This window comes from Burkholderia sp. LMU1-1-1.1 (assembly GCF_040675865.1).
In the GTDB taxonomy this organism is placed as follows: domain Bacteria; phylum Pseudomonadota; class Gammaproteobacteria; order Burkholderiales; family Burkholderiaceae_D; genus Rugamonas.
The window spans coordinates 352,563-374,034 of the sequence record NZ_JBEGHG010000078.1 but is presented as its reverse complement, the minus strand read 5'-3'; the positions used below and the strand labels follow the sequence as shown (position 1 = coordinate 374,034).

22 protein-coding genes are annotated in these 21,472 nt (G+C 65.4%); 10 read left to right on the top strand and 12 right to left on the bottom strand.

The window, feature by feature from the left end; genetic code table 11:
- Positions 1-1,093, bottom strand: a 1,093-nt coding sequence (gene mreC, locus MRBLMU1_RS31300) for a rod shape-determining protein MreC (protein WP_363510245.1), incomplete at its 3' end; no start/stop codon positions are given.
- A gap of 87 nt (positions 1,094-1,180) precedes the next feature.
- Positions 1,181-2,224 carry a rod shape-determining protein gene (locus MRBLMU1_RS31295; protein ID WP_008445008.1) on the bottom strand — a complete coding sequence of 348 codons (1,044 nt, stop codon included), beginning with the start codon at positions 2,222-2,224 and terminating at the stop codon, positions 1,181-1,183.
- Between the two features lie 271 nt (positions 2,225-2,495).
- On the opposite strand from MRBLMU1_RS31295, the gene gatC reads away from it, so the two are divergent.
- The 3 genes from gatC to gatB all read left to right on the top strand — a co-directional run bounded on the left by gatC (position 2,496) and on the right by gatB (position 5,850).
- Entirely contained in the window at positions 2,496-2,798 is a 303-nt protein-coding gene (gene gatC / locus MRBLMU1_RS31290; RefSeq protein ID WP_209725246.1) for an Asp-tRNA(Asn)/Glu-tRNA(Gln) amidotransferase subunit GatC, read from the top strand.
- Between the two features lie 74 nt (positions 2,799-2,872).
- On the top strand, positions 2,873-4,357 hold the full coding sequence (gene gatA, locus MRBLMU1_RS31285) for an Asp-tRNA(Asn)/Glu-tRNA(Gln) amidotransferase subunit GatA (RefSeq protein WP_363510242.1): 1,485 nt from the start codon (positions 2,873-2,875) through the stop codon (positions 4,355-4,357).
- Positions 4,358-4,389: 32 nt separating this feature from the next.
- Positions 4,390-5,850, top strand: a complete 1,461-nt coding sequence (gatB, locus tag MRBLMU1_RS31280; RefSeq protein WP_363510240.1) for an Asp-tRNA(Asn)/Glu-tRNA(Gln) amidotransferase subunit GatB — start codon at positions 4,390-4,392, stop codon at positions 5,848-5,850.
- A gap of 347 nt (positions 5,851-6,197) precedes the next feature.
- Here the strand turns inward: gatB and MRBLMU1_RS31275 are convergent, their stop codons facing one another.
- A complete protein-coding gene (locus MRBLMU1_RS31275; protein ID WP_363510238.1) occupies positions 6,198-7,133 on the bottom strand; it encodes an alpha/beta fold hydrolase in 936 nt (311 codons plus the stop codon).
- Positions 7,134-7,264: 131 nt separating this feature from the next.
- On the opposite strand from MRBLMU1_RS31275, the gene MRBLMU1_RS31270 reads away from it, so the two are divergent.
- Positions 7,265-7,876: a CGNR zinc finger domain-containing protein gene (locus MRBLMU1_RS31270; protein WP_363510236.1), complete on the top strand. Its 612-nt coding sequence runs from the start codon at positions 7,265-7,267 to the stop codon at positions 7,874-7,876.
- Positions 7,877-7,935: 59 nt separating this feature from the next.
- Here MRBLMU1_RS31270 and MRBLMU1_RS31265 read toward each other — a convergent pair whose 3' ends face one another.
- Together MRBLMU1_RS31265 and MRBLMU1_RS31260 are read right to left on the bottom strand one after the other, a co-directional pair.
- Positions 7,936-8,937, bottom strand: a complete 1,002-nt coding sequence (locus MRBLMU1_RS31265; RefSeq protein ID WP_363510234.1) for a proline iminopeptidase-family hydrolase — start codon at positions 8,935-8,937, stop codon at positions 7,936-7,938.
- A gap of 138 nt (positions 8,938-9,075) precedes the next feature.
- Positions 9,076-9,708, bottom strand: coding sequence for a TetR/AcrR family transcriptional regulator (locus tag MRBLMU1_RS31260; protein ID WP_363510232.1), 633 nt, complete (start codon positions 9,706-9,708; stop codon positions 9,076-9,078).
- A 125-nt stretch (positions 9,709-9,833) separates the two neighbouring features.
- Between MRBLMU1_RS31260 and MRBLMU1_RS31255 the strand changes: the two genes are divergently transcribed.
- Positions 9,834-10,874 carry an NADP-dependent oxidoreductase gene (locus MRBLMU1_RS31255; protein ID WP_363510230.1) on the top strand — a complete coding sequence of 347 codons (1,041 nt, stop codon included), beginning with the start codon at positions 9,834-9,836 and terminating at the stop codon, positions 10,872-10,874.
- A gap of 167 nt (positions 10,875-11,041) precedes the next feature.
- Positions 11,042-12,721: an alkaline phosphatase D family protein gene (locus MRBLMU1_RS31250; protein ID WP_363510228.1), complete on the top strand. Its 1,680-nt coding sequence runs from the start codon at positions 11,042-11,044 to the stop codon at positions 12,719-12,721.
- A 54-nt stretch (positions 12,722-12,775) separates the two neighbouring features.
- Here MRBLMU1_RS31250 and MRBLMU1_RS31245 read toward each other — a convergent pair whose 3' ends face one another.
- The 4 genes from MRBLMU1_RS31245 to MRBLMU1_RS31230 all read right to left on the bottom strand — a co-directional run bounded on the left by MRBLMU1_RS31245 (position 12,776) and on the right by MRBLMU1_RS31230 (position 15,379).
- Positions 12,776-13,261, bottom strand: a complete 486-nt coding sequence (locus MRBLMU1_RS31245; protein ID WP_363510227.1) for an MgtC/SapB family protein — start codon at positions 13,259-13,261, stop codon at positions 12,776-12,778.
- Between the two features lie 86 nt (positions 13,262-13,347).
- Positions 13,348-14,031 carry a hypothetical protein gene (locus tag MRBLMU1_RS31240; protein ID WP_363510225.1) on the bottom strand — a complete coding sequence of 228 codons (684 nt, stop codon included), beginning with the start codon at positions 14,029-14,031 and terminating at the stop codon, positions 13,348-13,350.
- A 6-nt stretch (positions 14,032-14,037) separates the two neighbouring features.
- A complete protein-coding gene (locus MRBLMU1_RS31235; RefSeq protein ID WP_363510223.1) occupies positions 14,038-14,787 on the bottom strand; it encodes a MipA/OmpV family protein in 750 nt (249 codons plus the stop codon).
- A 7-nt stretch (positions 14,788-14,794) separates the two neighbouring features.
- A complete protein-coding gene (locus MRBLMU1_RS31230; protein WP_363510221.1) occupies positions 14,795-15,379 on the bottom strand; it encodes an outer membrane protein in 585 nt (194 codons plus the stop codon).
- A 195-nt stretch (positions 15,380-15,574) separates the two neighbouring features.
- Between MRBLMU1_RS31230 and MRBLMU1_RS31225 the strand changes: the two genes are divergently transcribed.
- The 4 genes from MRBLMU1_RS31225 to MRBLMU1_RS31210 all read left to right on the top strand — a co-directional run bounded on the left by MRBLMU1_RS31225 (position 15,575) and on the right by MRBLMU1_RS31210 (position 19,343).
- Positions 15,575-16,252: a response regulator gene (locus MRBLMU1_RS31225; RefSeq protein ID WP_363510219.1), complete on the top strand. Its 678-nt coding sequence runs from the start codon at positions 15,575-15,577 to the stop codon at positions 16,250-16,252.
- Positions 16,249-17,553, top strand: coding sequence for an ATP-binding protein (locus tag MRBLMU1_RS31220; RefSeq protein WP_363510217.1), 1,305 nt, complete (start codon positions 16,249-16,251; stop codon positions 17,551-17,553). Before MRBLMU1_RS31225 ends, MRBLMU1_RS31220 begins: the two co-directional genes overlap by 4 nt.
- A 159-nt stretch (positions 17,554-17,712) precedes the next feature.
- Positions 17,713-18,084: a BlaI/MecI/CopY family transcriptional regulator gene (locus MRBLMU1_RS31215; protein ID WP_363510215.1), complete on the top strand. Its 372-nt coding sequence runs from the start codon at positions 17,713-17,715 to the stop codon at positions 18,082-18,084.
- Positions 18,081-19,343 carry a M56 family metallopeptidase gene (locus tag MRBLMU1_RS31210; protein WP_363510213.1) on the top strand — a complete coding sequence of 421 codons (1,263 nt, stop codon included), beginning with the start codon at positions 18,081-18,083 and terminating at the stop codon, positions 19,341-19,343. The genes MRBLMU1_RS31215 and MRBLMU1_RS31210 overlap by 4 nt, the downstream gene beginning before the upstream one ends.
- A 29-nt stretch (positions 19,344-19,372) precedes the next feature.
- Here MRBLMU1_RS31210 and MRBLMU1_RS31205 read toward each other — a convergent pair whose 3' ends face one another.
- The 3 genes from MRBLMU1_RS31205 to pyrE all read right to left on the bottom strand — a co-directional run bounded on the left by MRBLMU1_RS31205 (position 19,373) and on the right by pyrE (position 21,394).
- Positions 19,373-20,236, bottom strand: coding sequence for an alpha/beta fold hydrolase (locus tag MRBLMU1_RS31205; RefSeq protein ID WP_363510212.1), 864 nt, complete (start codon positions 20,234-20,236; stop codon positions 19,373-19,375).
- Positions 20,236-20,607: a hypothetical protein gene (locus tag MRBLMU1_RS31200; protein WP_363510210.1), complete on the bottom strand. Its 372-nt coding sequence runs from the start codon at positions 20,605-20,607 to the stop codon at positions 20,236-20,238. The genes MRBLMU1_RS31205 and MRBLMU1_RS31200 overlap by 1 nt, the downstream gene beginning before the upstream one ends.
- Positions 20,608-20,725: 118 nt before the next feature.
- Positions 20,726-21,394, bottom strand: a complete 669-nt coding sequence (gene pyrE / locus MRBLMU1_RS31195; protein WP_315222638.1) for an orotate phosphoribosyltransferase — start codon at positions 21,392-21,394, stop codon at positions 20,726-20,728.
- Positions 21,395-21,472 lie beyond the last annotated feature (78 nt).

The window sequence follows — 21,472 nt, the reverse complement described above, 5'->3', positions numbered from 1 at the left end:
TCGCCGGCGCGGTGGTCGCGGGTTTGGCGGCGGCTCCAGCGGCGGGCGCGGTGGCGGCGCCGTCGGCCGGCGCGGCCTTCGGCGGCAACGGCGGCGGCATCACCGGTATCAGTCCGGGCGCCGCGTTGGTGGCCGGGGTGGCGGCGGCCGGTGCGGCCTGGCCGTCGGCGCCCTCTTTGGCAGGGTCCTTCACCGGCGCCATCTTGTTATTGCCCTTCTTCGGCGCGCGCGGCTCCTCCTCGGGCGGACGCGGAGGCAGCTCCGGCGTCGACATCAGGATCAGCAACTGGGTATTGTTGGCGACGCCCGCCAGCGGCTGGCAGATCACGCCGCCGAAGGAGCCGCCGGCGCTGTTTTCCACCTGCGTCACGCGCGCCACGGCCAGGCCGGCCGGATAGATGCCGTCCAGGCCCGAGGTGACGACGATGTCGCCGACCTGGATATCGGCGTTGGGCGCGGTGAAGCGCAGCTCCAGCGCGCCGACCTTGCCGCGCCCATACGCGACGCTGCGCAAGCCGTTGCGCAGCAGCTGCACCGGGATGGCCTGCTCCTTGTCGGTCAGCAGCGTCACTTCGGACGTGAACGGGAACACCCGCGTCACCTGCCCGACCACGCCCTGGTTGTCGATCACCGGCATGCCGAGCATGACGTCGCTCTTGATGCCGCGGTCGAGGATGATCTTGCGGCTGTTGGCGTCGCGCGCGTCGTACAGCACCTCGGCCAGCATCGACTTGACGGGCAGCTGCTCGCGCGCGCCCATCAGCTTGCGCAGCTGGTTGTTCTCGACGGTGCGGAGCTGCGCCTGCTGCAGCGCCTGGGCGTCGGCGATCTGCTGGCGTTTGAGCTCATTGACCTGCTTTTTCATCGACGACAAGGTGGAGAAGTAGTCGCCGACGCCGTAGATGGCGTCGCGCGGCAGCAGCGCGACCATCTGCAGCGGATACAGCACGGTACCCGCGACCTGGCGCACGGTCGACAGGGTGCGCATGCGCGCGTCGACCAACAGCAGTGCAATCGATATGCACGCGAACACCGTCATCTTGACCCGGGCCGAAGCGCCTTGCTTGAAAAGTGGCGGAGGACTGTATTCCATGACTTCCAATAATCCGGCGCTCCCGCGCCAACGAGACTGTCAACTCACCCAAAGCACCGGGGCCGCTGTTTCGCGGCCCCGTCTTGATCATTCGTAGGAGAAGATCGAGCCCAGCTGGTCCATCCGTTCCAGCGCCATGCCCGAACCCCGCACCACGCAGGTCAGCGGGTCCTCGGCCACCAGCACCGGCAGGCCGGTTTCCTCCATCAGCAGGCGGTCCAGATCGCGCAGCAGCGCGCCGCCGCCGGTCAGCATCATGCCCTTTTCGGCGATGTCGGCGCCCAGTTCGGGCGGCGTCTGTTCCAGCGCGTTCTTCACGGCCGAGACGATGTTATTGAGCGGATCGGTCAGCGCCTCGAGGATCTCGTTGGACGAAATCGTGAACGAGCGCGGAATGCCCTCGGACAGGTTGCGGCCCTTGACTTCCATCTCCTTGACTTCCGACCCCGGGAAGGCCGAACCGATGGCCTTCTTGATCGCCTCGGCGGTCTGCTCGCCGATCAGCATGCCGTAGTTGCGGCGGATGTAGTTGACGATCGCCTCGTCGAACTTGTCGCCGCCGACGCGCACCGAACCTTTATAAACCATGCCGCCCAGCGAGATGATGCCCACCTCGGTGGTGCCGCCGCCGATGTCGACCACCATCGAGCCGGTGGCGTCCGACACCGGCAGGCCGGCGCCGATCGCCGCGGCCATCGGCTCCTCGATCAGGTACACCTGCGAGGCGCCGGCGCCGAGCGCCGATTCGCGGATCGCGCGGCGCTCGACCTGGGTCGAGCCGCACGGCACGCAGATGATGATGCGCGGGGAAGGACGGAAGAATTTGGAGTCGTGCACCATGCGGATGAACTGCTTGAGCATTTGCTCGGTGACGGTGAAGTCGGCGATCACGCCGTCTTTCATCGGGCGGATCGCCTCGATGTTGCCGGGGACCTTGCCCAGCATCTGCTTTGCTTCCTTACCAACGGCCTGGATGGTTTTCTTGCCATTGGGGCCGCCCTCTTGGCGGATCGCGACGACCGATGGTTCATCCAGAACGATGCCCTGGCCGCGGACGTAAATCAAGGTGTTGGCCGTGCCCAAATCGATGGCCAGATCGGTGGAGATATACCTGCGTAAAAAACCAAACATGTGTGTCCTGTGGCGCTACTGGGTGCGCGTAAGCTGTAGAAAGATGTCCTGTGGTGAGCGGCGGCAGCAATGATTCAGCCCCGGCAACGCATCAACCCGCCATTCTACCTTATAATTTGAATGCGATTTGCCGAAAATCCACCCAAAAGTGTATCGGCCCAGCTTGCAAGTTAAGCGGCAATCGTCCGCTTTTGCCAGCGATTAGCCAGAACTTCAAGTTTTTTATCAATGTAACAATTAAACCCCGCGCGGCCCGTCCGCGCCATTCGCTATGTCCCTGACCCTATCCGACGTAACACGCATTGCCAAACTGGCCCAACTTGAGATGAGCGAGCAGCAGAGCGCCACCGCGCTCGAGCAGCTGAATGGCATTTTCGCGCTGGCCGAACAGATGCAAGCGGTCGACACCGACGGCGTCGCCCCGTTGAGCCACCCGCTGGCGGCGCACATGAACAATATCGCCCTGCGCCTGCGCGAGGACGCGGCCACCGAGGCCAATCGCCGCGAGGACTACCAGGCCGTCGCGCCGAAGACACAGGATGGCTTGTACCTGGTGCCGAAAGTGATCGAATAAGCAAAAAGCGCCGTGGTTTGCCACGTGTTTGCCCCCATCTTCGCCTCGATCTCCCCGAATTGAATTGAAACGCCATGCACACCAAAACCCTTAAAGAGCTGTCCGCGCTCCTGCAGAGCAAAGCCGTCACCGCCACCGAGCTGGCCACGCACTTCCTCGACCGTATCGAGAAGAGCGACTTGAACGCCTTCCTGCACGTGGACCGCGCCTTGACCCTGGCGCAGGCCGCCGAGGCCGACGCCCGCATCGCCGCCGGCACCGCCACCGCGCTGACCGGCGTGCCGATCGCCCACAAGGACATCTTCGTCACGCGCGACTGGCGCTCGACGGCCGGCTCCAAAATGCTGGCCAACTACGTCAGCCCGTTCGACGCCACCGTCGTCGCGAAATTCCGCGCGGCCGGCATGGTCACGCTGGGCAAGCTCAATTGCGACGAATTCGCCATGGGCTCGGCCAACGAGAACTCGGCCTTCGGCCCGGTCAAGAACCCGTGGGACAAGAACGCCGTGCCGGGCGGCTCGTCGGGCGGCTCGGCCGCCGCCGTCGCCGCGCGCCTGTCGCCGGCCGTCACCGGCACCGACACCGGCGGCTCGATCCGCCAGCCGGCCGCCTTCTGCGGCGTCACCGGCATCAAGCCGACGTACGGGCGCGTGTCGCGCTTCGGCATGATCGCCTTCGCCTCGTCGCTCGACCAGGGCGGCCCGATGGCGCAAACGGCCGAGGACTGCGCGCTGCTGCTCAACGCCATGGCCGGCTTCGACGAGCGCGACTCGACCTCGCTGACCCCGGAACTGGGCGGCATCGACGAAGACTTCACGCGTGAACTGGGCCAGCCGCTGACCGGCCTGCGCATCGGCGTGCCGAAGGAATACTTCGGCGAAGGCCTCGCCGCCGACGTCGAACAGGCCGTGCGCGCCGCGCTGGCGCAATATGTGGCCCTGGGCGCGCAGTTGGTCGATATTTCGCTGCCGAACACCGCGCTGTCGATCCCGGCCTACTACATGATCGCCCCGGCCGAGGCCTCGTCCAACCTGTCGCGCTTCGACGGCGTGCGCTACGGCCACCGCGCCGCCGAGTACAAGGACCTGTCGGACATGTACCGCAAGACCCGCGCCGAAGGCTTCGGCGCCGAGGTCAAACGCCGCATCATGGTCGGCACCTATGTGCTGTGCCACGGCTACTACGACGCCTACTACCTCAAGGCGCAAAAGATCCGCCGCCTGATCGCGCAGGACTTCGAAGCGGTGCTCAACGGCCCGAACGCCGTCTGCGACGTCATCATGGGGCCGGTCGCGCCGACCGTCGCCTGGGACCTCGGCGACAAGTCCGACGACCCGGTCGCCGCCTACCTGGCCGACATCTTCACCCTGTCGACCAGCCTGGCCGGCCTGCCCGGCATGTCGATCCCTTGCGGCTTCGGCCAGGGCGAGAAGAACGCCAACCGCCCCGTGGGACTGCAAATCATCGGCAAGCATTTCGGCGAAGCGAAGCTGCTCAACGTCGCCCACCAGTACCAGCTGGCGACCGACTGGCACACCCGCGCTCCGGCCGGCGTCTAAGCATCCACCACACAGAATACAGCGAGAATCATATGGAATGGGAAGTCGTCATCGGTCTTGAGAACCACGTGCAGCTCACGACCGAATCAAAAATCTTCAGCGGCTCGCCGATCAAGTTCGGCGCCGAGCCGAACACGCAAGCCAGTCCGGTGGACCTGGCGCTGCCCGGCGTGCTGCCGGTGATGAACAAGCAGGCCGTCGACCGCGCCATCCGCTTCGGCCTGGCCGTCGGCGCCAAGATCGCGCCGGCGTCGATCTTCGCCCGCAAAAACTACTTCTATCCGGACCTGCCGAAGGGCTACCAGATCAGCCAGTTCGAAGACCCGGTGGTCATCGGCGGCTCGCTGACGTTCGGCTTCGAAAAGGATGGCGAATTCGTCACCAAGACCGTCAACCTGACGCGCGCGCACCTGGAAGAAGACGCCGGCAAATCGCTGCACGAGGACTACGCCGGCATGAGCGGCATCGACTTGAACCGCGCCGGCACGCCGCTGCTGGAAATCGTCTCCGAACCGGAGATCCGCAGCGCCGCCGAAGCGGTGGCCTACGCCAAGGCCCTGCACTCGCTGGTGATGTGGCTCGGCGTCTGCGACGGCAACATGCAGGAAGGCTCGTTCCGCTGCGACGTCAACGTCTCGGTGCGTCCTAAGGGCCAGAAGGAATACGGCACGCGCTGCGAGATCAAGAACCTGAACTCGTTCCGCTTCATCGAGGAAGCGGTGCACGTCGAAGTGCGCCGCCAGATCGAATTGATCGAGGACGGCGGCAAGGTGGTGCAGGCGACGCGCCTGTACGATCCGGACCGCAAGGAGACGCGCGAGATGCGCAGCAAGGAAGACGCGCAGGACTACCGCTACTTCCCGGACCCGGACCTGCCGCCGCTGGTGATCTCGGACGAATGGATCTCGCAGGTGAAGGCCTCGATGCCGGAACTGCCGGCCGCCATGCGCGCGCGCTTCGTCAGCGAATACGCGCTGCCGGAATACGACTCGCTGGTGCTGACCGCGTCGAAATCGATGGCGACCTACTTCGTCGCCGTGGTGGAAAAAGCCGGCAAGGAAAACGCCAAGGCCGCCGCCAACTGGCTGATGGGCGACGTCTCGTCGACCCTGAACCGCGAAGGCGTGGACCTGGACGATGCGCCGGTATCGGCCGCGCAGCTGGCCGCGCTGCTCAAGCGCATCGCCGACGGCACCATCTCCAACAAGGCGGCGAAGGAAGTCTTCGCCGGCATGTGGGAGGCCAAATCGTCGGATGAGAACCTGGTCGACACCATCATCGAAGCCAAGGGTCTGAAGCAGATCTCCGACACCGGCGCGCTGGAAGCGATCGTCAACGACGTCATCGCCGCCAACGCCAAATCGGTGGAGCAGTACCGCGCCGGCAAGGAAGCGGCGCTCAACGCGCTGATCGGCCAGGCGATGAAAGCCTCGCGCGGCAAGGCCAACCCGGCCCAGCTGACCGAGCTGCTGAAGGCCAAGCTGGCCGGTTAAACCGAGCAGGCGCAGTGCCGCAGAAATGAAAACGCCCCCCAAGCCGCAAGGCTTGCGGGGGCGTTTCCACAAAATCCGGAGGGTCAGTGCCGACATTCGGACATCAGGGAACTTTTATCAGCCTAAAAAGTTTCGAAATGTCCGAATGTCGGCACTGACCCTAATGCCGCTAAGTTAAGCGTTCATCTAAATCACGTAGGGCGGATTAGCGCAGCGTAATCCGCCAAGCGCCGTCGGCGGCTCATGGCGGATTACGGCGTTCCGCCTAATCCGCCCTACGAAAATCGCCTTAACTTAGCGGCATTAGGCGCTGACCCCGTCGTTTATGCCCCGCGCGTGGGCACGGCTCAGGGCTTGACGTTGCGGTTCAAAAATTCCAGCATTTGCGTGGCGATCTCCTGGCCGTGGGTCTCGATGGCGAAGTGGCCCGTGTCCAGGAAGCGCACTTCGGCCTTAGGATTGTCGCGCTTGAACGCTTCGGCGCCGGCCGGCACGAAGAAGGGATCGTTCTTGCCCCAGATCGCCAGCGTCGGCGGGCGGCGGCTGCGGAAAAACTCATGCAGTTGGGTGTACTGTTTGATGTTCTGCCCATAGTCGAGCAGCAAGTCCATCTGTGCCTCGACGCCGATGCGCTCGATGGCGGCGTGCGCCAGTTGCCAGGTCTCGGGCGCGATCAGCGACGTATCCCGCACGCCCTCTGTGTACTGCCACTTGGTCATATCCAGCGTATTGAAGCGGCGCAACGACTCACGGTTGGCGGCGGTCGGCTCGGCCCAGGCCTTGCGCATGTCGGCCCAGCCCGCGCTCAAGCCCTCTTCGTAAGCATTGCCGTTCTGGCTGATGATCGCCGTCACCTTTTGCGGGTTCTTCACCGCCAGGCGCCAGCCGACCGGAGCGCCATAATCAAACACATACATGGCATAGCGCTCCGCCCCTTTGGCCACGGTAAAGGCGTCGATCACGGAGGCGAGGTTATCGAAAGTGTAGGCGAACTGGTTGCCGGGCATGACGCTGGTCTGGCCGAAACCCGGCAGATCCGGCGCGATCACATGGTACTTGGCAGCCAACTGCGGGATCAGGTTGCGAAACATGTACGAGGAGGCGCCGAAGCCATGCAGCAGCAACACCACGGGTGCCTGGGCGGGGCCCGCCTCGCGATAGAAGATGTTGACGCCCTGGACCTCCATCGTCCGGTGGTGGACTTGCCCAGGATTATCGGCGGCGTTGGCGACGAGGGCGACAGCCAGGCTGGCTGCGGCGAACAGCGACGGTTTGATGTTCATGATGGTTCCTTCGGCTGGTAAACGTTGAGCGGTCAAAATAACCGCTATAATTGGCTTAAATTGGTTACTTGAGGCGAAGTATCGGAAGTTTTAGGTAACCTGTCAACATAAATTTTAACGGTTACTAAATTATGAGCGCAGAAGAGCATCCAAGTAGCGGAGCACCCGAGGCGCCGATGGTGGGCGATCACCTGGCGATGGATCTGCTTAACACCGAGGCCAGCGTGGACGGGCGGACGGTCGACTATTGGCATAGCGGAGAGGACGTTCTGAAGTGGCTGGCGCGTCACGGCATCTCGCCTGCACACTCGGGCAGCCCGGTCGACATGGCCGCGCTGCTGGCCCGGGGGAAAACGCTGCGCGCAGTGGTGCGGCGGCTGATCGTGGAACGCAAGGAGGACCGGCTCGGCGATATCGCCGCCCTGGACGCGTATCTGCACGCCCACGTCAGCGCGCCGCACCTGGCGCGCGACAGCGAAGGCGGCCTGACCCTCACGCGCCTGGTCCGCGCCGATCCGGTCGCGTCGATGTTGGGCGCGGTCGCCGAGGCCACGGCGCAACTGCTGGTCGAAGGCGACTTCAACCTCGTCAAGCAATGCGAGCACCCCGAATGCATCCTGTGGTTTTACGACCGCACCAAGGCGCACAAGCGGCGCTGGTGCAGCATGGCCCTGTGCGGCAATCGCTACAAGGCCGCGCAGTTCCGAAAGAAGGCGGCGCGCGGGGCGGATGCCGTGGAATGACGCGGTCACTGCAAGTGGGATCACGTCAGGCTGGTGCTTGCGTGGTGGGCGGCCGCCGGCTATAGCCCCTTGAGGAACGCCAGCAAGCGCTCGAAATAAAACGCCTGGTCGTCCCACATGCACAAATGGCTGCCGTTGGCGCAGATGACCGCCTTCGCATTGCCCATCGCCGACGCCATCTTCGGCATGTCACGCGGGTCCATCTCGTCGTAGGTGGCGCCGATGACAAGCGCCTTGACCTTGATCTCGCCAAGCCGATCCCAACGCTCCCAGTCCTTCAGGTTTCCCGTCATGACGAATTCGCTCCGTCCCTGCATCTGGTGGTAGATTTTCAGGTTGGCGTGCGCGAACGTGCGGTTGACCGCGTCCGGCCACGGCGCGAGGCGGCAGATGAATTTGGGATAGAGCTCCTCCATCATGATTTGCTCGTAGTCGGGCGAGTCGTAGGCGTCGGCCGCCTCCAGCGCCTCGAGCCGCGCCAGCGCCGCCGGCGGCAACTGCCGTTTTAGCACGGCAAGATGCCGCTTCAGCGCCTGCATCCCGGCCGTCATGTTCGAGATGACGAGGCCGCGCAAACGGGCTTGATGGCGCAGCGCGTAGTCGATCGCCAGCACGCCGCCCCACGAATGGCCGAACAACACGAACGATTCCAGTCCGAGGCCGGCGCGCACCTCCTCCACCTCGTCCAGGTAGCGCGGCAGCGTCCACAGAGCGGGATCGTCGGGACGGTCCGAGTTGCCGCAGCCGAGCTGATCGTAATAATACATCTCGATGCCCGCCTGCGGCAGGAACGACTCCATCGCCTCGAGGTACTCGTGCGAGAAGCCGGGCCCGCCGTGCAGCAGCAACACCTTGACCGGCCCGCTGCCGATCTTTTTCGTCCAGACCTTGTACTTGCCGCCCATGACCGGCACCATGCGCACACCGGCCGTCCTGATGCCTGGCGGGTTGAGGCCGTCGGCCTTGGTGATGGTGGGCGGCTGCGGCGCCGGGCGCGACGCGGCGCCGGCGGCCGGGGATGCCACGGCGATGCCGGTGGCGATAAAATGACGACGGTCCATTACATTCCAGCTGGGTTGTGATGACCGCATTTTGCGCAATACCGGCCGGAACCAGAATGGCCGCGCCGCGCAACACACCATTTCGCCCCGCGCAATAATGGCTGCGCGACCTCCAGGACGCTAGACCGATCAACGGCCTCAAGCGCCAATCCGGGCGTCAAAGCCCATCATCGCCACCTGCGCCACCGCCTCGAGTTCGGAGCGGTCCGCGCCGTCGCGGGCCAGGATGGACATGCCCCCCTGTACCGTCTGCATGAAGCGGGCCAGTGCGTGAACGTCGACCGATGCGGCGATCTCGTGGTCCGCCACCGCCCGGCCAAGGCGCTCCGTCAGGCGGACCAGCGTGATTCCGCGGGCCGTCCGCACCAGGTCGCCCAGGCCCGGGTAGCCCTCGCTGCCGACCGCCGACAGCATGACCATGCACCCGCGGGGGATGTCGGCAAGGCAGCCGGTCAACGCGGCGGCTGAATCCATCAGCCAGCATTCAATCGCTTCCCGCGCCGAACCCGACGAAAAGAACCTGCTCCAGACCAGCGCCTCATAGGTGTCACGGTAGTAGCCGAGCGCCTCGCCGTACAGCGCCTCCTTCGATCCGAACGCCGCATACAGGCTGGGCGAGCCGATCCCCATCGCCGACGTGAGCTCGGCCATCGAGGTCGCTTCAAAACCCTTTTCCCAGAACAAGCGGGTGGCCCGCGCCAGAGCGGCGCGGCGGTCGAACGCACGCGGCCGTCCGCGCGTGCGTGGTGTCGGCGGCACATCAGCCTGCATGGTCTCTCCCGATTTTTATATCAATCGTTATATTAAACTGGTTGACAGGTTCGGGCAACGCCCGTAGCATTTCTGTGTCGATCGACATATAAATGCTACGGGCGCAAGCCGTCGAAGGAAACACCATGAACCAACCATCAAACCGCCAGATCGTCCTTGCCGCGCGTCCCAACGGGAACGCCGCGCCGGGCGACTTCAACCTCGTTACCCGGCCCATGCCGTCGCCTGCCGAGGGCGAGGTGCTGATACGTAACATGCTGATATCGCTCGATCCCTATCAACGCAACCTGATGGGCAACGCGTCGAGCGAACTGCCGCCGATCGATATAGGCCAGCCGATGCCCGGCCCGACGGTCGCCGTGGTCGAACAGAGCAGGAATCGGGATTTCGCGGTCGGCGACCAGGTCGTCAGTTGGTCCGGCTGGCAGGAATATGCGTTGTCCAACGGCGCCGATCTGCAAAAGATCGATGCAGGCACGGCGCCGTTGTCGAGCGCGCTGGGCGTGCTGGGACATACCGGTCTGACCGCCTGGGTCGGCATCAACAAGTTCCTCGATCCCAAACCCGGCGGCACCTTCGTCGTCACGGCGGCGGCGGGATCGGTGGGCTCGATCGCCGCGCAACTGGCCAAATTGCGAGGACATCGCGTGGTCGGCGTCGCCGGCGGCGCCGACAAGGTACGCTACCTGAAGGAAGAGCTCGGCCTTGACGAGGCGATCGACTACAAGGCGCCCGACTTTGCCGCCCAGCTCGCCAACGCGCTGCCGAACGGGCTGGACACGCTATTCGACAACGTCGGCGGCCACATGTTTGAAGCGCTGATGCCCTATTTCAATATGCACGCGCAAATCGTTGTCTGCGGCACGATCGCGCAATACGGTTTTCCCGGCGCGGCCGAGGGTCCGAACCGCCTGCCCGACCTGTTAAAGGCCTTCCTCTACCGATTCATCGTGATCCGCGGCTTCGCGCTACCCGATCACTTCGACAGCTTCCCGGCATTTCTCGCTGAAGTCGCTCCACTGGTGGCGCAGGGCAAAATCAAATTCCGCGAGGATGTCGTGGAGGGATTTGAAAACATCCCCGACGCCTTCCTCAAACTTTTTGATGGACGCAATAATGGCAAGCTGATCGCCCGGATAGCGGTGCCGGAAAGAGCGGCACCCTGATGCGTGAACCAGGGCAGGCTTGCCGGCCCGGCCGGGATGCGTCGCCGCGCCAGCGACACCGACCCGGCGCCGCCCCTCGCCGTTAGCCACTCGCTTCGCCATGTCATGAGAGCGTCACGCACGCTGCTTAAGATGAGCCTCCTTTCATTTTCAGCAACAGCCCAGCCATGACACCATCGAATTCGCGTCGTAAGTTCATCCGCAACTTCTCCGTCGGCACCGCAGCCATTTCGCTCACCGCCTGCGGTGGCGGCGACCCGTACTACCAGCCGGTCAGCTTCGCGCACGGCGTGGCCAGCGGCGACCCGCTGAGCGACCGCGTGATCCTGTGGACCCGCGTCACGGCGACGCCCGGCGCGGACGACATGGATGTGGGCTGGATGGTGGCGGAAGACAGCGCCTTCGCCAAGATCGTCGCCTCCGGCACCGCCCGCGCCGGGGCCGCCGGCGACTACACGGTCAAGGTCGACGCCACCGGGCTGGCGGCCAACCGCGGCTACTACTACCGCTTCCGCTGCCAGGGCGTGGACTCGCCGGTCGGCCGCACCAAAACCTTGCCGACCGGTTCCGTGTCGCGCGCCCGCTTCGCCGTCTTCAGCTGCTCGAACTACCCGACCGGCTACTTCAACGTCTACGGCGACGCGGCGAAGTTCGACGACATCGACGTCGGCCTGCACCTGGGCGACTACATCTACGAATACGCGGCCGGCGGGTACGCCTCGCAGAACGCCGCTGCGCTGAACCGGGTGTCGCAACCGGCCACCGAGATCATCACGCTGACCGACTACCGCCGCCGCTACCAGCAATACCGCACCGATCCGGACCTGCAGGCGGTGCACGCGCGCATCCCGTTCATCGCCGTCTGGGACGACCACGAGCTGGCCAACGACACCTGGCGCGACGGCGCGGAAAACCACAACCCCGCCACAGAGGGCCTGTGGGCCGCGCGGCGCATGATGGCGATCCAGGCGTACCACGAGTGGATGCCGATCCGAGTGCCCGACGCGGCGCGCCCGGACCGCATCTACCGCTCCTTCGACTTCGGCAACCTGCTGTCGCTGCACATGCTCGACACCCGCGTCATCGGACGCGACAAGCAACTGGCCTACGCCAGCTACGCCGGCGCCGACGGCAGCTTCAATAGCGCGGGGTTCACGGCCGAGGTGTCGAACCCGACGCGCCAGCTGATGGGGACGGAGCAGACCACGTGGCTGCAAAACCAGATGAGCAAGTCGAGCGCCACCTGGCAAATCCTCGGCCAGCAAGTGCTCATGGCGCGCATGCTGCTGCCGGCGCCGATGGTGCTGACCGCCACCGGCTACGCGTCCTACCTCGCCATCGCAGCCAAGGTGCAAGCCGGCGTGGCGCTGAGCGACGCCGAACAGCAGCAACTGGCCGCGCCAAAAGTGCCGTACAACCTCGACGCCTGGGACGGCTACGCCGCCGCGCGCGAAACGGTGCTCACCATGGCGCGCACGCTCAACAAGAACCTGGTGGTGCTGGCCGGCGACACGCACAACGCCTGGGCCAGCGACCTGGCCGACGCCAACGGCCAAGCGGTCGGCGTCGAATTCGGCGTGCCGTCGGTGAGCTCGCCGGGCTTCGAGAGCTACTTCCCGACCGCCGCGCCGGCCATGGTGGCCGGCGGCATGGAACAGCTGATCGGCCCGTTGCAATACGCCGAGACGGCGTCGCGCGGCTTCGTCGTGCTGACCGTCACGCCGAGCGAAACGCGGGCCGCGTACCGCTACGTCGACACCATCCAGTCGAAGACCTACACCGCATCAGTCGGCAAGACGCTACGCATGCTGCCGGGCGCGTCCAACCGCAAGATCGTGGCCGGCTGAAAATGAGCAAGCCGCGCGGCGCGCGGCTTGTTCCCGCAAGGGCTCCGGGGCCGATTAATCGTGCAGGTCGATCTCGGTGCGCTCGTTTTCGCTTTTCCCCAGCCAGCGCCTGTGCAGCATACGCTCCAACGGATGGCCGAGAAGGAAAAGCAGCATCACCAGTATCAAGCCGATGCCGGCCACGCGCCACGCGCCCATGCCGCAGACGATGCCGATGCAGGCCGTCATCCAGATCGAGGCGGCGGTGGTCAGTCCCTTGATTTTTGCCGATCCATTATCGAGAACGATGACGCCGGCGCCGAGAAAGCCTATGCCGGTGATGACGCCTTGGACCGCCCGGCTCAGCGCGTCGCGGCTGTACTGGCCGTCGAACGGCGCGAATTCCATGCTGGCCATGGCGACCAGGGCCGCGCCCAGCGCGACCAACCCCAGCGTCTTCATGCCGGTCGGTTTGCCGTGCAGATTACGTTCGAGTCCGATGACGCAGCCGAACAGCAGAGCGACGCCAAGACGGGCCGTGATATCCCAATAATCAACCATCGTTCGACACCTGAAAATGCGGCCGCGGCCGAGCAAACCAGCATACCACCGCGATCGATGGCTTAGCAACCGCGGCCATCGCGGCGCTACTCCAGCAACGCCGCGATGGCCAGCGGCGTGCTGCTGGTGACGACCTGCACGCCGTCGGCAAACACGGCGAAGCGGTAAACGAAGACACGAAAGCCGGTCACCGCGTCGCCGGGGAACGCCGGACCGTCCACGGCGGCCAGCGCCACGGCGCCCCCTCCCCCGCTGCGCGCCACCCGCACTTGCGCCGCCTCGCCCTTGGCATACGCGAACTGCACGCCGGCGCAGCTTTTGCCGCCCGGCGCGCCGGTGTAGCGCAGATAGGCGGCCATCTGCTCGCACGCGGCCAGCAGGTCGGCGGCCGCGTAGACGCCATCGGCGCGCGTGACGATCGACACCCACGGCCCGTGCGCGAACTGGCCGGGCTTGCGGTTCAATTCCAGCTCGGCGTTGTCGTCGTAGGCGGCTTTGGAGAACGGGAAGATGGCGCGTCCCAACACGTCGAGCGGCAAATCCAGGCGCGCGCCCTTGCTGTTGAGGGTCAGGCGCAGACCGTCCATTGGGGCGCCGCCGTCACGCGGGTGCAGGCGCAGGTGGTTCTGCAAGAACTGCTTCGGCTTGCCGTACTTTTCAAACCAGATCATCTGGCGGTAGGCGTCGCGATAGCTGATCCAGTCCGACGCCTGCTGCGACCACGCGCACGCCGGAGCCAAGGCCAGCCAGAGCAGGAGGAATCTGAACATGGCGTTCTAGAACCGGTAGGCCAGGCCGCTGGACCAGGTGATGAAATTGCGGCGGTCGACGATCGGGCTGTTGGCCGCCGGCGCGCGGAGCCGCGTCCCCACCACAGCGGTGTTGACCAGCCAGCGGCTGCTCAACTCCCAGTTCCAGTTGGCGCCCGCGTTCAGCGCCATCACCCCCCCGGCGGGCCGATAGGCACCGAACACCTCGTAGCGCTCGCGCATGACGGCGTCGCCGGCCCACGACGCGCCGGCGGAAAACGACACCGTGTGGTGCGGCGCGAGCGACGCCAGCGTCTTTTGCAGGCCCACGTTCCCTTTCAAGCCACCGGCGCTGGTGTCGTAGACGAGGGCCGAAAGCAGCCGCACCTGGCCACCCAGATAATAGTTATAGAATCCGCCCGCGTCCCACGACCCCTTGATCGGATGCGTGCCCGCCAGCCGGCGGCCGTCGCCCGGATCGCGTCCGCTGCTGTCCAGCAGCAGCGGACCATATTCGACGCCCGGCGTGCGCGACAGATGCATGCCGGCGGCGCCGGTGGCCGAGACGAAGATGCCATTGCTCCACTGGACCTGCAGCAGCGGCCGCAGCGCCGTGGAGCGCTCTTCCCCATCGGCCGGGGACGAGCGCCGGACCATCGCCAGCCCGACGTACATGTCGGTACTACCATCGGGCATCATGCCGACGGTTTTCTCCTCGGCCAGGGCCGGCAACGCGGCCAAGCACAATAACGCGAATATCGGGGACGGCTTGTACATGTTTTCCTTAGAAGCCGAAGCGCACGCCCAGCGACAACTTGTTCATCGCCGCCACCAGCCCTTCGTCCTTGATTTTGTTCGTATGTTCGATTTCGAGCTGCAACGCCACGTTCCTGGTCACGAACCAGGCGGCGCCGACGCCCAGATACACGCCGTTCTTGTGTACCCGCTCCCCCGCTCCGGCCCCGGGGCCGCTCGCATCGAGCTTGAGCCGCCCCTGCGCCAAGCCGGCCTTGCCGTACAAGGACCAGTCCTCGCCCAGCTTCCAGTCGGCCCTCACCGCCACATAGCCCATGCTGGTGCGCAGGCGCAGCCGGCGGCCGGCATCGAGGTCGAAATCGGTCGATCCGCCAAACCCGCTGTAGCCCGCCTCCAGCGCCCAGCCGGGCGACAGCACATAGCCGGCGTACAGGCCCACCGGCCGCTGCTTGCCGACGGCGTCGTACCGCTTCGTGGTTCCGCCTTCGGCGACGTTGACATGGCCATCGGTGCCGCTGGCGATATCGGCGCCGAGGTAGAAATCCTCCGCCTGCGCGAACGGTGCGAAGGCGATGGCGATGGCGAAGACGGCGCTGACAAAGATTTTTTTCATGATGGGTTTCCGGGTTGAGGTAAGAGCCTCGAAGCTTAGAACCCGCCACCGCAAAAATCCTCTCCGGACTGTATGCCAATTGTCGTCAATTTGTAGGGCGTATTTGTATAAAAAATGTACGAATCTGTACCGGATTGTCTAATTCGCCACTTCCGCGCGGGCTGCCGCTACAATGCTGGTCAAAACGGAGGGCGAATGCAGCGAGTGATGCTGGTGGAGGACGATGCGCGGCTGGCCGCGCTGGTCGGGGAATACCTCGGCGAGTTCGAATACGCGGTCGACGTGGTCGGCCGCGGCGACCGCGCGCTCGAACGTTTCAGCGCCACGCAGCCGGACCTGGTGATCCTCGACCTGACCCTGCCCGGCACCGACGGCATGGTGGTGTGCCGCCAGCTGCGCCAGTTGAGCGCCGTGCCGATCCTGATCCTGACCGCGCGCGAGGACATGTTCGACGAAGTCTCCTGCCTCGAACAAGGCGCCGACGACTACGTCAACAAACCGATCCAGCCGCGCGTGCTGCTGGCCCGCCTGCGCGCGCTGCAGCGGCGCGGCAGCGCGCCGGCCGACAGCGACGTGGTGGTGGGCGCGCTGCGCATCTCGCGCGCCGACCGCGCGGTGTCCTGGCGCGGGCGCGAGGTGGCGATGAACAGCGCCGAGTTCAAACTGTTCCTCATTTTGGCGGAGGCGGCCGGCAAGGTCCAGTCGCGCAACGACATCCTGATCAAAATGCGCGGCATCGAGTTCGACGGCCTCGATCGCAGCATCGACAACTGCGTCTCGCGCCTGCGCCGCAAGTTCGGAGACGCCGCCTCCGAACGCATCAAGACCGTCTGGGGCGAAGGCTACCTGTTCAGCCCCTCGGCCTGGGAATGAACCGCCTCTTCCTGCGCTTCGCGCTGCCGGTGCTGCTGGCCATCGGCCTGGCCACGGTCGTCATCTACCTCACCTTCGCGCGCCTGTTCGGCGACCCGGTCGACGAGATCGCGCGGCGCCAGGCCACCGGCCAGATCTTCCTGCTGGAGCAGTACATCGACAAGGCCGGCGCCGACGAGTGGCTGGTGCGGCTGAACAAGGTACGCGAAGTTTCCGGCGTCACCTTCGAGCTGCTGCCGCTGCGCGCCGCGCTGGCCGCGCTGCCGGAATCCAAACGCGGCCAGCTGGCGCAGGGGGCCATCGTGATTGACGCCGGCGGCAAATCGTTCTACCGCCGCGTGGACCGCGACGGCGCGCGCTACGTCGGCAGCGACGACGACGTGATCCTCGCGCGGCATCTGCCGATCGATATCGGCCAGGCGCTGGGCATGGAGGCGATCCGCTTCGGCGTGATCGCCTTGTTCCTGCTGGTGCCGATCGGCTGGTGGTCGCGCCGCCACTGGCGCGAGCTGGAAGCGCTGTCGCGGGTCGCCGAAGATTTCGGCCGGGGCGACCTGGCCGCGCGCGCGGCGCCGCGCCGGGGTTCGATCATCGCGCCCCTTGCGGACCGCATCAACGACATGGCCGGGCGTATCGGCCTGCTGCTCGAAGCGCGCAAGAATCTGCTGCATTCGGTCTCGCACGAACTGCGCACGCCGATCGCGCGGCTTGAATTCGGGCTGGAGTTGCTGCGGCACCGGCACGCGGCCGCCGATCCGGCGCTGGAACAGCGCGTGCGGGCGATGGCCATCGATGTCGACGAACTGAAGGCGCTGGTCGACGAACTGCTGGACCTGACCCAGCTCGATCAGGCGCGGACGATGCCGACGCGGCCGGTCGCGCTGGCGTCGCTGCTGCGCGGCTGCGCGCCCTCGCAGTCGGCGGCGCTGCGTTACAGCGCCAGCATCGCCGCCGACCTTGGCGAGATCGAAGGCGACCAGCGGCTGCTGGCGCGCGCCGTCAACAACTTGCTGGGCAACGCCGCCAAATACGCGTCGTCGCGCATCGATTTGAGCGCCGCGCGCGACGGCGCGGGCGTGCGCATCGTCATCGACGACGATGGCCCCGGCATACCGGCGGACGCGCGTACGCAGGTCTTCGATCCGTTCTTCCGGCTCGCGCGCGACGAGGACCACGCGGCCGGCGGCTACGGCCTCGGTCTGGCCATCGCGCTCAAGGCGGCGCGGCTGCACGGGGGAGACATCGCCATCGACGACTCGCCGCTGGGCGGCGCGCGCTTCACGCTGACGCTGCCGATATAACGCGGTCCATGCAATTCAGGGCGCTACGGCCCGTATAAAGCGACTATACATTCCTGTCTAGATAAAACAACGCCGCCTTCAGCCATAAAAATTAAAGTATACATTTTTGTCTAGACAGACTAATCTACAAATACTTTAGCAAGCTGACAAGAGGCGACGATGTCCATACCCAAACCCACGGCGGCCGAGCTCGACCTGCTGCAAACCTTGTGGCCGCTCGGCTCGGCCACCGCCAAGCAGGTGCACGAGGCCATGCTGGCCGACAAGCCCGACCTGGCCTACGGCACCGTGCTGCGCCTGATGCAGATCATGCACACCAAGGGCATCCTGATCCGCGACGAAAGCCAGCGCTCGCACGTCTACGCGCCGGCGCAGGCGCAGGACGCGCTGCAAACCAATCTGCTCAAAGACCTGGTGCAAAAGGCCTTCGCCGGCTCGGCCAAGGCGCTGGTGCTGGCGGCGCTGCGCAGCGGCATCTCCAAAAAGGAGCGCGCGGAGATCGAACAAATGCTCAAGGACGACGACCAATGAGCGCCTTCACGTTCGCCCTCGGCCTGACCTTGATGCACTTCCTGTGGCAAGGCTTGCTGATCGGCTGCGCCACCGCGCTGGCGCTGGCCTTGATGCGCAACGCGCGCGCCGAATACCGCTACCTGCTGGCCTGCTCCGCGCTGATGGCCTGCCTGTGCTGGCCCGCGTTCGATCTGTACCAGCGCCTCGGCGGCTCCGCCGCCGCCAGCGCCGATTTCAAGATGATCGAACTGGCCGCGCAAACCATCACCGGCGCAGGCGAGCCGTTCGACCTGCGCGATTCGCTGCGCGGCATCGTCGGCCTGTGGGCGCTGTGCGCCGTCGCGCTGGCGCTGCGCATGGTGCTCGGTCTGCTGTGGATCAACCGCGCCGCCGGCGAGGACGCCCCCTGCCATCGCGCCGACCGGCTGCGCTGGGAGGCCAGCCTGGCGCGCCTGGCGCGGCGCTTCGACGTCACCCGCACGGTGCGCCTGCGCATCGTCGATACGCTCGCCAGCCCGGTCACGGCCGGCTGGTGGCGGCCGGTGGTGCTGGTGCCGGCGTCGCTGGTGTCGGGCATGCCGCCCGATCTGCTGGCCGCGCTGCTGGCGCACGAGATGGCCCATATCAAGCATCACGATTATCTGGTCAACCTGCTGCAAAACGCGATCGAGACGGTGCTGTTCTACCACCCCGCTGTCTGGTGGATATCGAACCGTATCCGCGTCGAGCGCGAACTGATGGCGGACGATTTAGCGGCAAGGACACTGGGCGAACCGCGGCGCCTGGCCCTTGCACTTTCAGAACTGGAAAAACTCCAGTTCTCCACCCACCACCTGGCCCAAGCGGCCAACGGAGGAAATTTGATGGAACGTATTCAACGCTTGATGCGCCCCGCACCGCGGGCCCTGAACTGGAAGGCGGCGATCCCGATGCTGGGATTGGCGCTGGCCTGCATGACGATCTACGCCGAGGCGGTCGCCGCCGACAAGGCCGCCGGACGCACGGCCGCTGCGGTGGTCGATTTTAAAACCTGCGCCAAGCCCTTGTGGCCGGAAGGCGCGGTCGCCCGCAAAGAGGAAGGCGCGGTGACGCTGGCCTTCACTGTCGGCACCGACGGCAAGGCGAAGCGCTCCGAAGTGATCAAATCGAGCAGCTTCACCGACCTGGACGAGGCGGCCCGAACCGCCATCGAAAAATGCACGTTCAAGGCCGCCACCCGGGCCGGCAAACCGTTCGAATCGACAATGCACATGCAGTACGTGTGGGTGCTGGAGTAAGCCCGACGCCGCCCCCGGTGCGATGACGATCAGCCGGCGGGCGGCAGCCGCATCCACGCCAGGATGTCGGCGAAGATGTCTTCGCGATTGAGCTCGTTGAAGTTCTCGTGATAGTTTTGCGGATGGCGCCGATACGTCAGCAGCGCCGCCGGCACCGATTTGAGCATCGTCTCGGACGCGTCGGCGTCGGCCAGCTTGTCGTCCCCCGCCACGACGGCGAACAAGCGATGGTTCCACGCCGGCAGCCGCGCCGCCAGCCCCCGCTGTGCCGCCGTCAGCGCGTTGCCGAAGCGGACCGTGATTTCGGTGGCGCGCACGCCGTCGCGCTCGTCGGCGTGATGGCGCGCGGTGATGGCGCCGTCGTGCGTGAGCACATCGGTCAGCGGCGCCAGCGGCACCTTCATGCGCGGCGCCAGCGCGCCCAGCACGCCGGCCAGCGCCAGCAGCACCGGCGACACCTTGATCGCGTTGACATAGTACGGCGACGACAAAATGAAGCCTTTGATGGCGGCGTCGCCGGCGAAGCGGCCCAGCCCCAGATGGGTGGCGATCAGCGCGCCCATCGAGTGGCCCATCACGAAAACCGGCACGCCGGGATACTCGCGCTTGACCCATTGCAGGAACAACACGCTGTCGTCGAGGAACACGTGGAAGCCGGGGATGTCGACCCGGCGCGCGTCCTGATGCCCGCATAGGTCGTAGGCGACGGTGGCGACGCCGTATTGGCGGAAATAGAGCGCCGGGGTGACGTAGTCGCCGCCGTGCGCCATGCCGCCGTGGATGGCGAGCAGCACGGCACGGGGCGGCGTCGGCGCCGCCGGCTCCCAGATGTGGATGCGCCGCTCGACCTGCCCGCAACGAAAACCGGCAAGCCGCGTTTCGGCGAAGCGCATCAGGCGGTGATGCTGAGCGTGATGCCCATTTCGACCAGCAAGGTCAAATCGGCCAAGGTGAAGTCCAGGCTGGGCGTCGCCGCGCCACGCTCGGTGGTGAACGAGATGCGCAGTTCGGCGGCGACATCCGAGCGTTCGAAGTGGATGCCGCGCGCCTGGCATTCGGCCAGATAGTGGCGGATCTGCTTGAGCAGCTCGTCCGGGTCCTCGTCCGTGCCGATGCCGACATAGAAGCCGGAATCGATGCGCACCCGGCCGTCGGGCTTGACGTCGCCCTTTTGCCAGTCGCTATCGGGTTCGGTGGGCAAGCCGTCGCGGACGTCCGCCAGCGCGTCGTCGTCGCCGTGCACCTTCATTGTTGCGATGTTCATGGATCTGCCTTGTTTGTCGACGGCCTGTATGCCGTCTCAAAAGGTTACACCATAGAAATATCAAAGTCTAGCAATATGGCCGATTCGACAAGGCATAAGTGCCAGACCAGTCGATAGATCAGGCAATCCCGTAGCGTTCGCGATACGCCGCCACGGCGTCTTTATGCTGCAGCAACTGCGGATCGGCGCCCTTGCCGTTCAGGTACGCGAACAAATCGTCCAGGTTGCCGATCGAAATGACCGGGATATTGTAGAGTTTGGACACTTCCTGCACCGCCGAATTCGGCGACATCACGCCGTCGGCGTTGGCGGAGCGCTCCATGCGGTCCAGCGCGATCAGCACGGCGCACGGCTCGGCGCCGGCGGCGCGTATCATGTCCACCGATTCGCGCACCGAGGTGCCGGCCGAGATCACGTCGTCGATGATGACGACCTTGCCTTGCAGCTTGGCGCCGACCAGGCTGCCGCCCTCGCCATGGGCCTTGGCCTCCTTGCGGTTGAAGGCGAACGACGTGTTGCGGCCCTTGCCGGCCAGCGCCACCGCCGTCGCCGACGCCAGGGTGATGCCCTTGTAGGCCGGGCCGAACAGCATGTCGAACTCGACGCCGGAATCGAGCAGGGTTTGCGCGTAGAACTGGGCCAGCTGGGCCAGGGTCGCGCCGTCGTGGAACAGGCCGGCGTTGAAGAAGTACGGCGACTGGCGCCCGGCCTTGGTCGTGAACTCGCCGAAGCGCAGCACACCGGTGTCGACCGAAAACTCGATAAATTGCTGACGTAAATTGTTCATGCTGCCTCATTTCTTTAAAGTGGCCGTATTTTAACGCTACACTAACGCATTCTGAAATTCCGACTCATTTATAAGCAC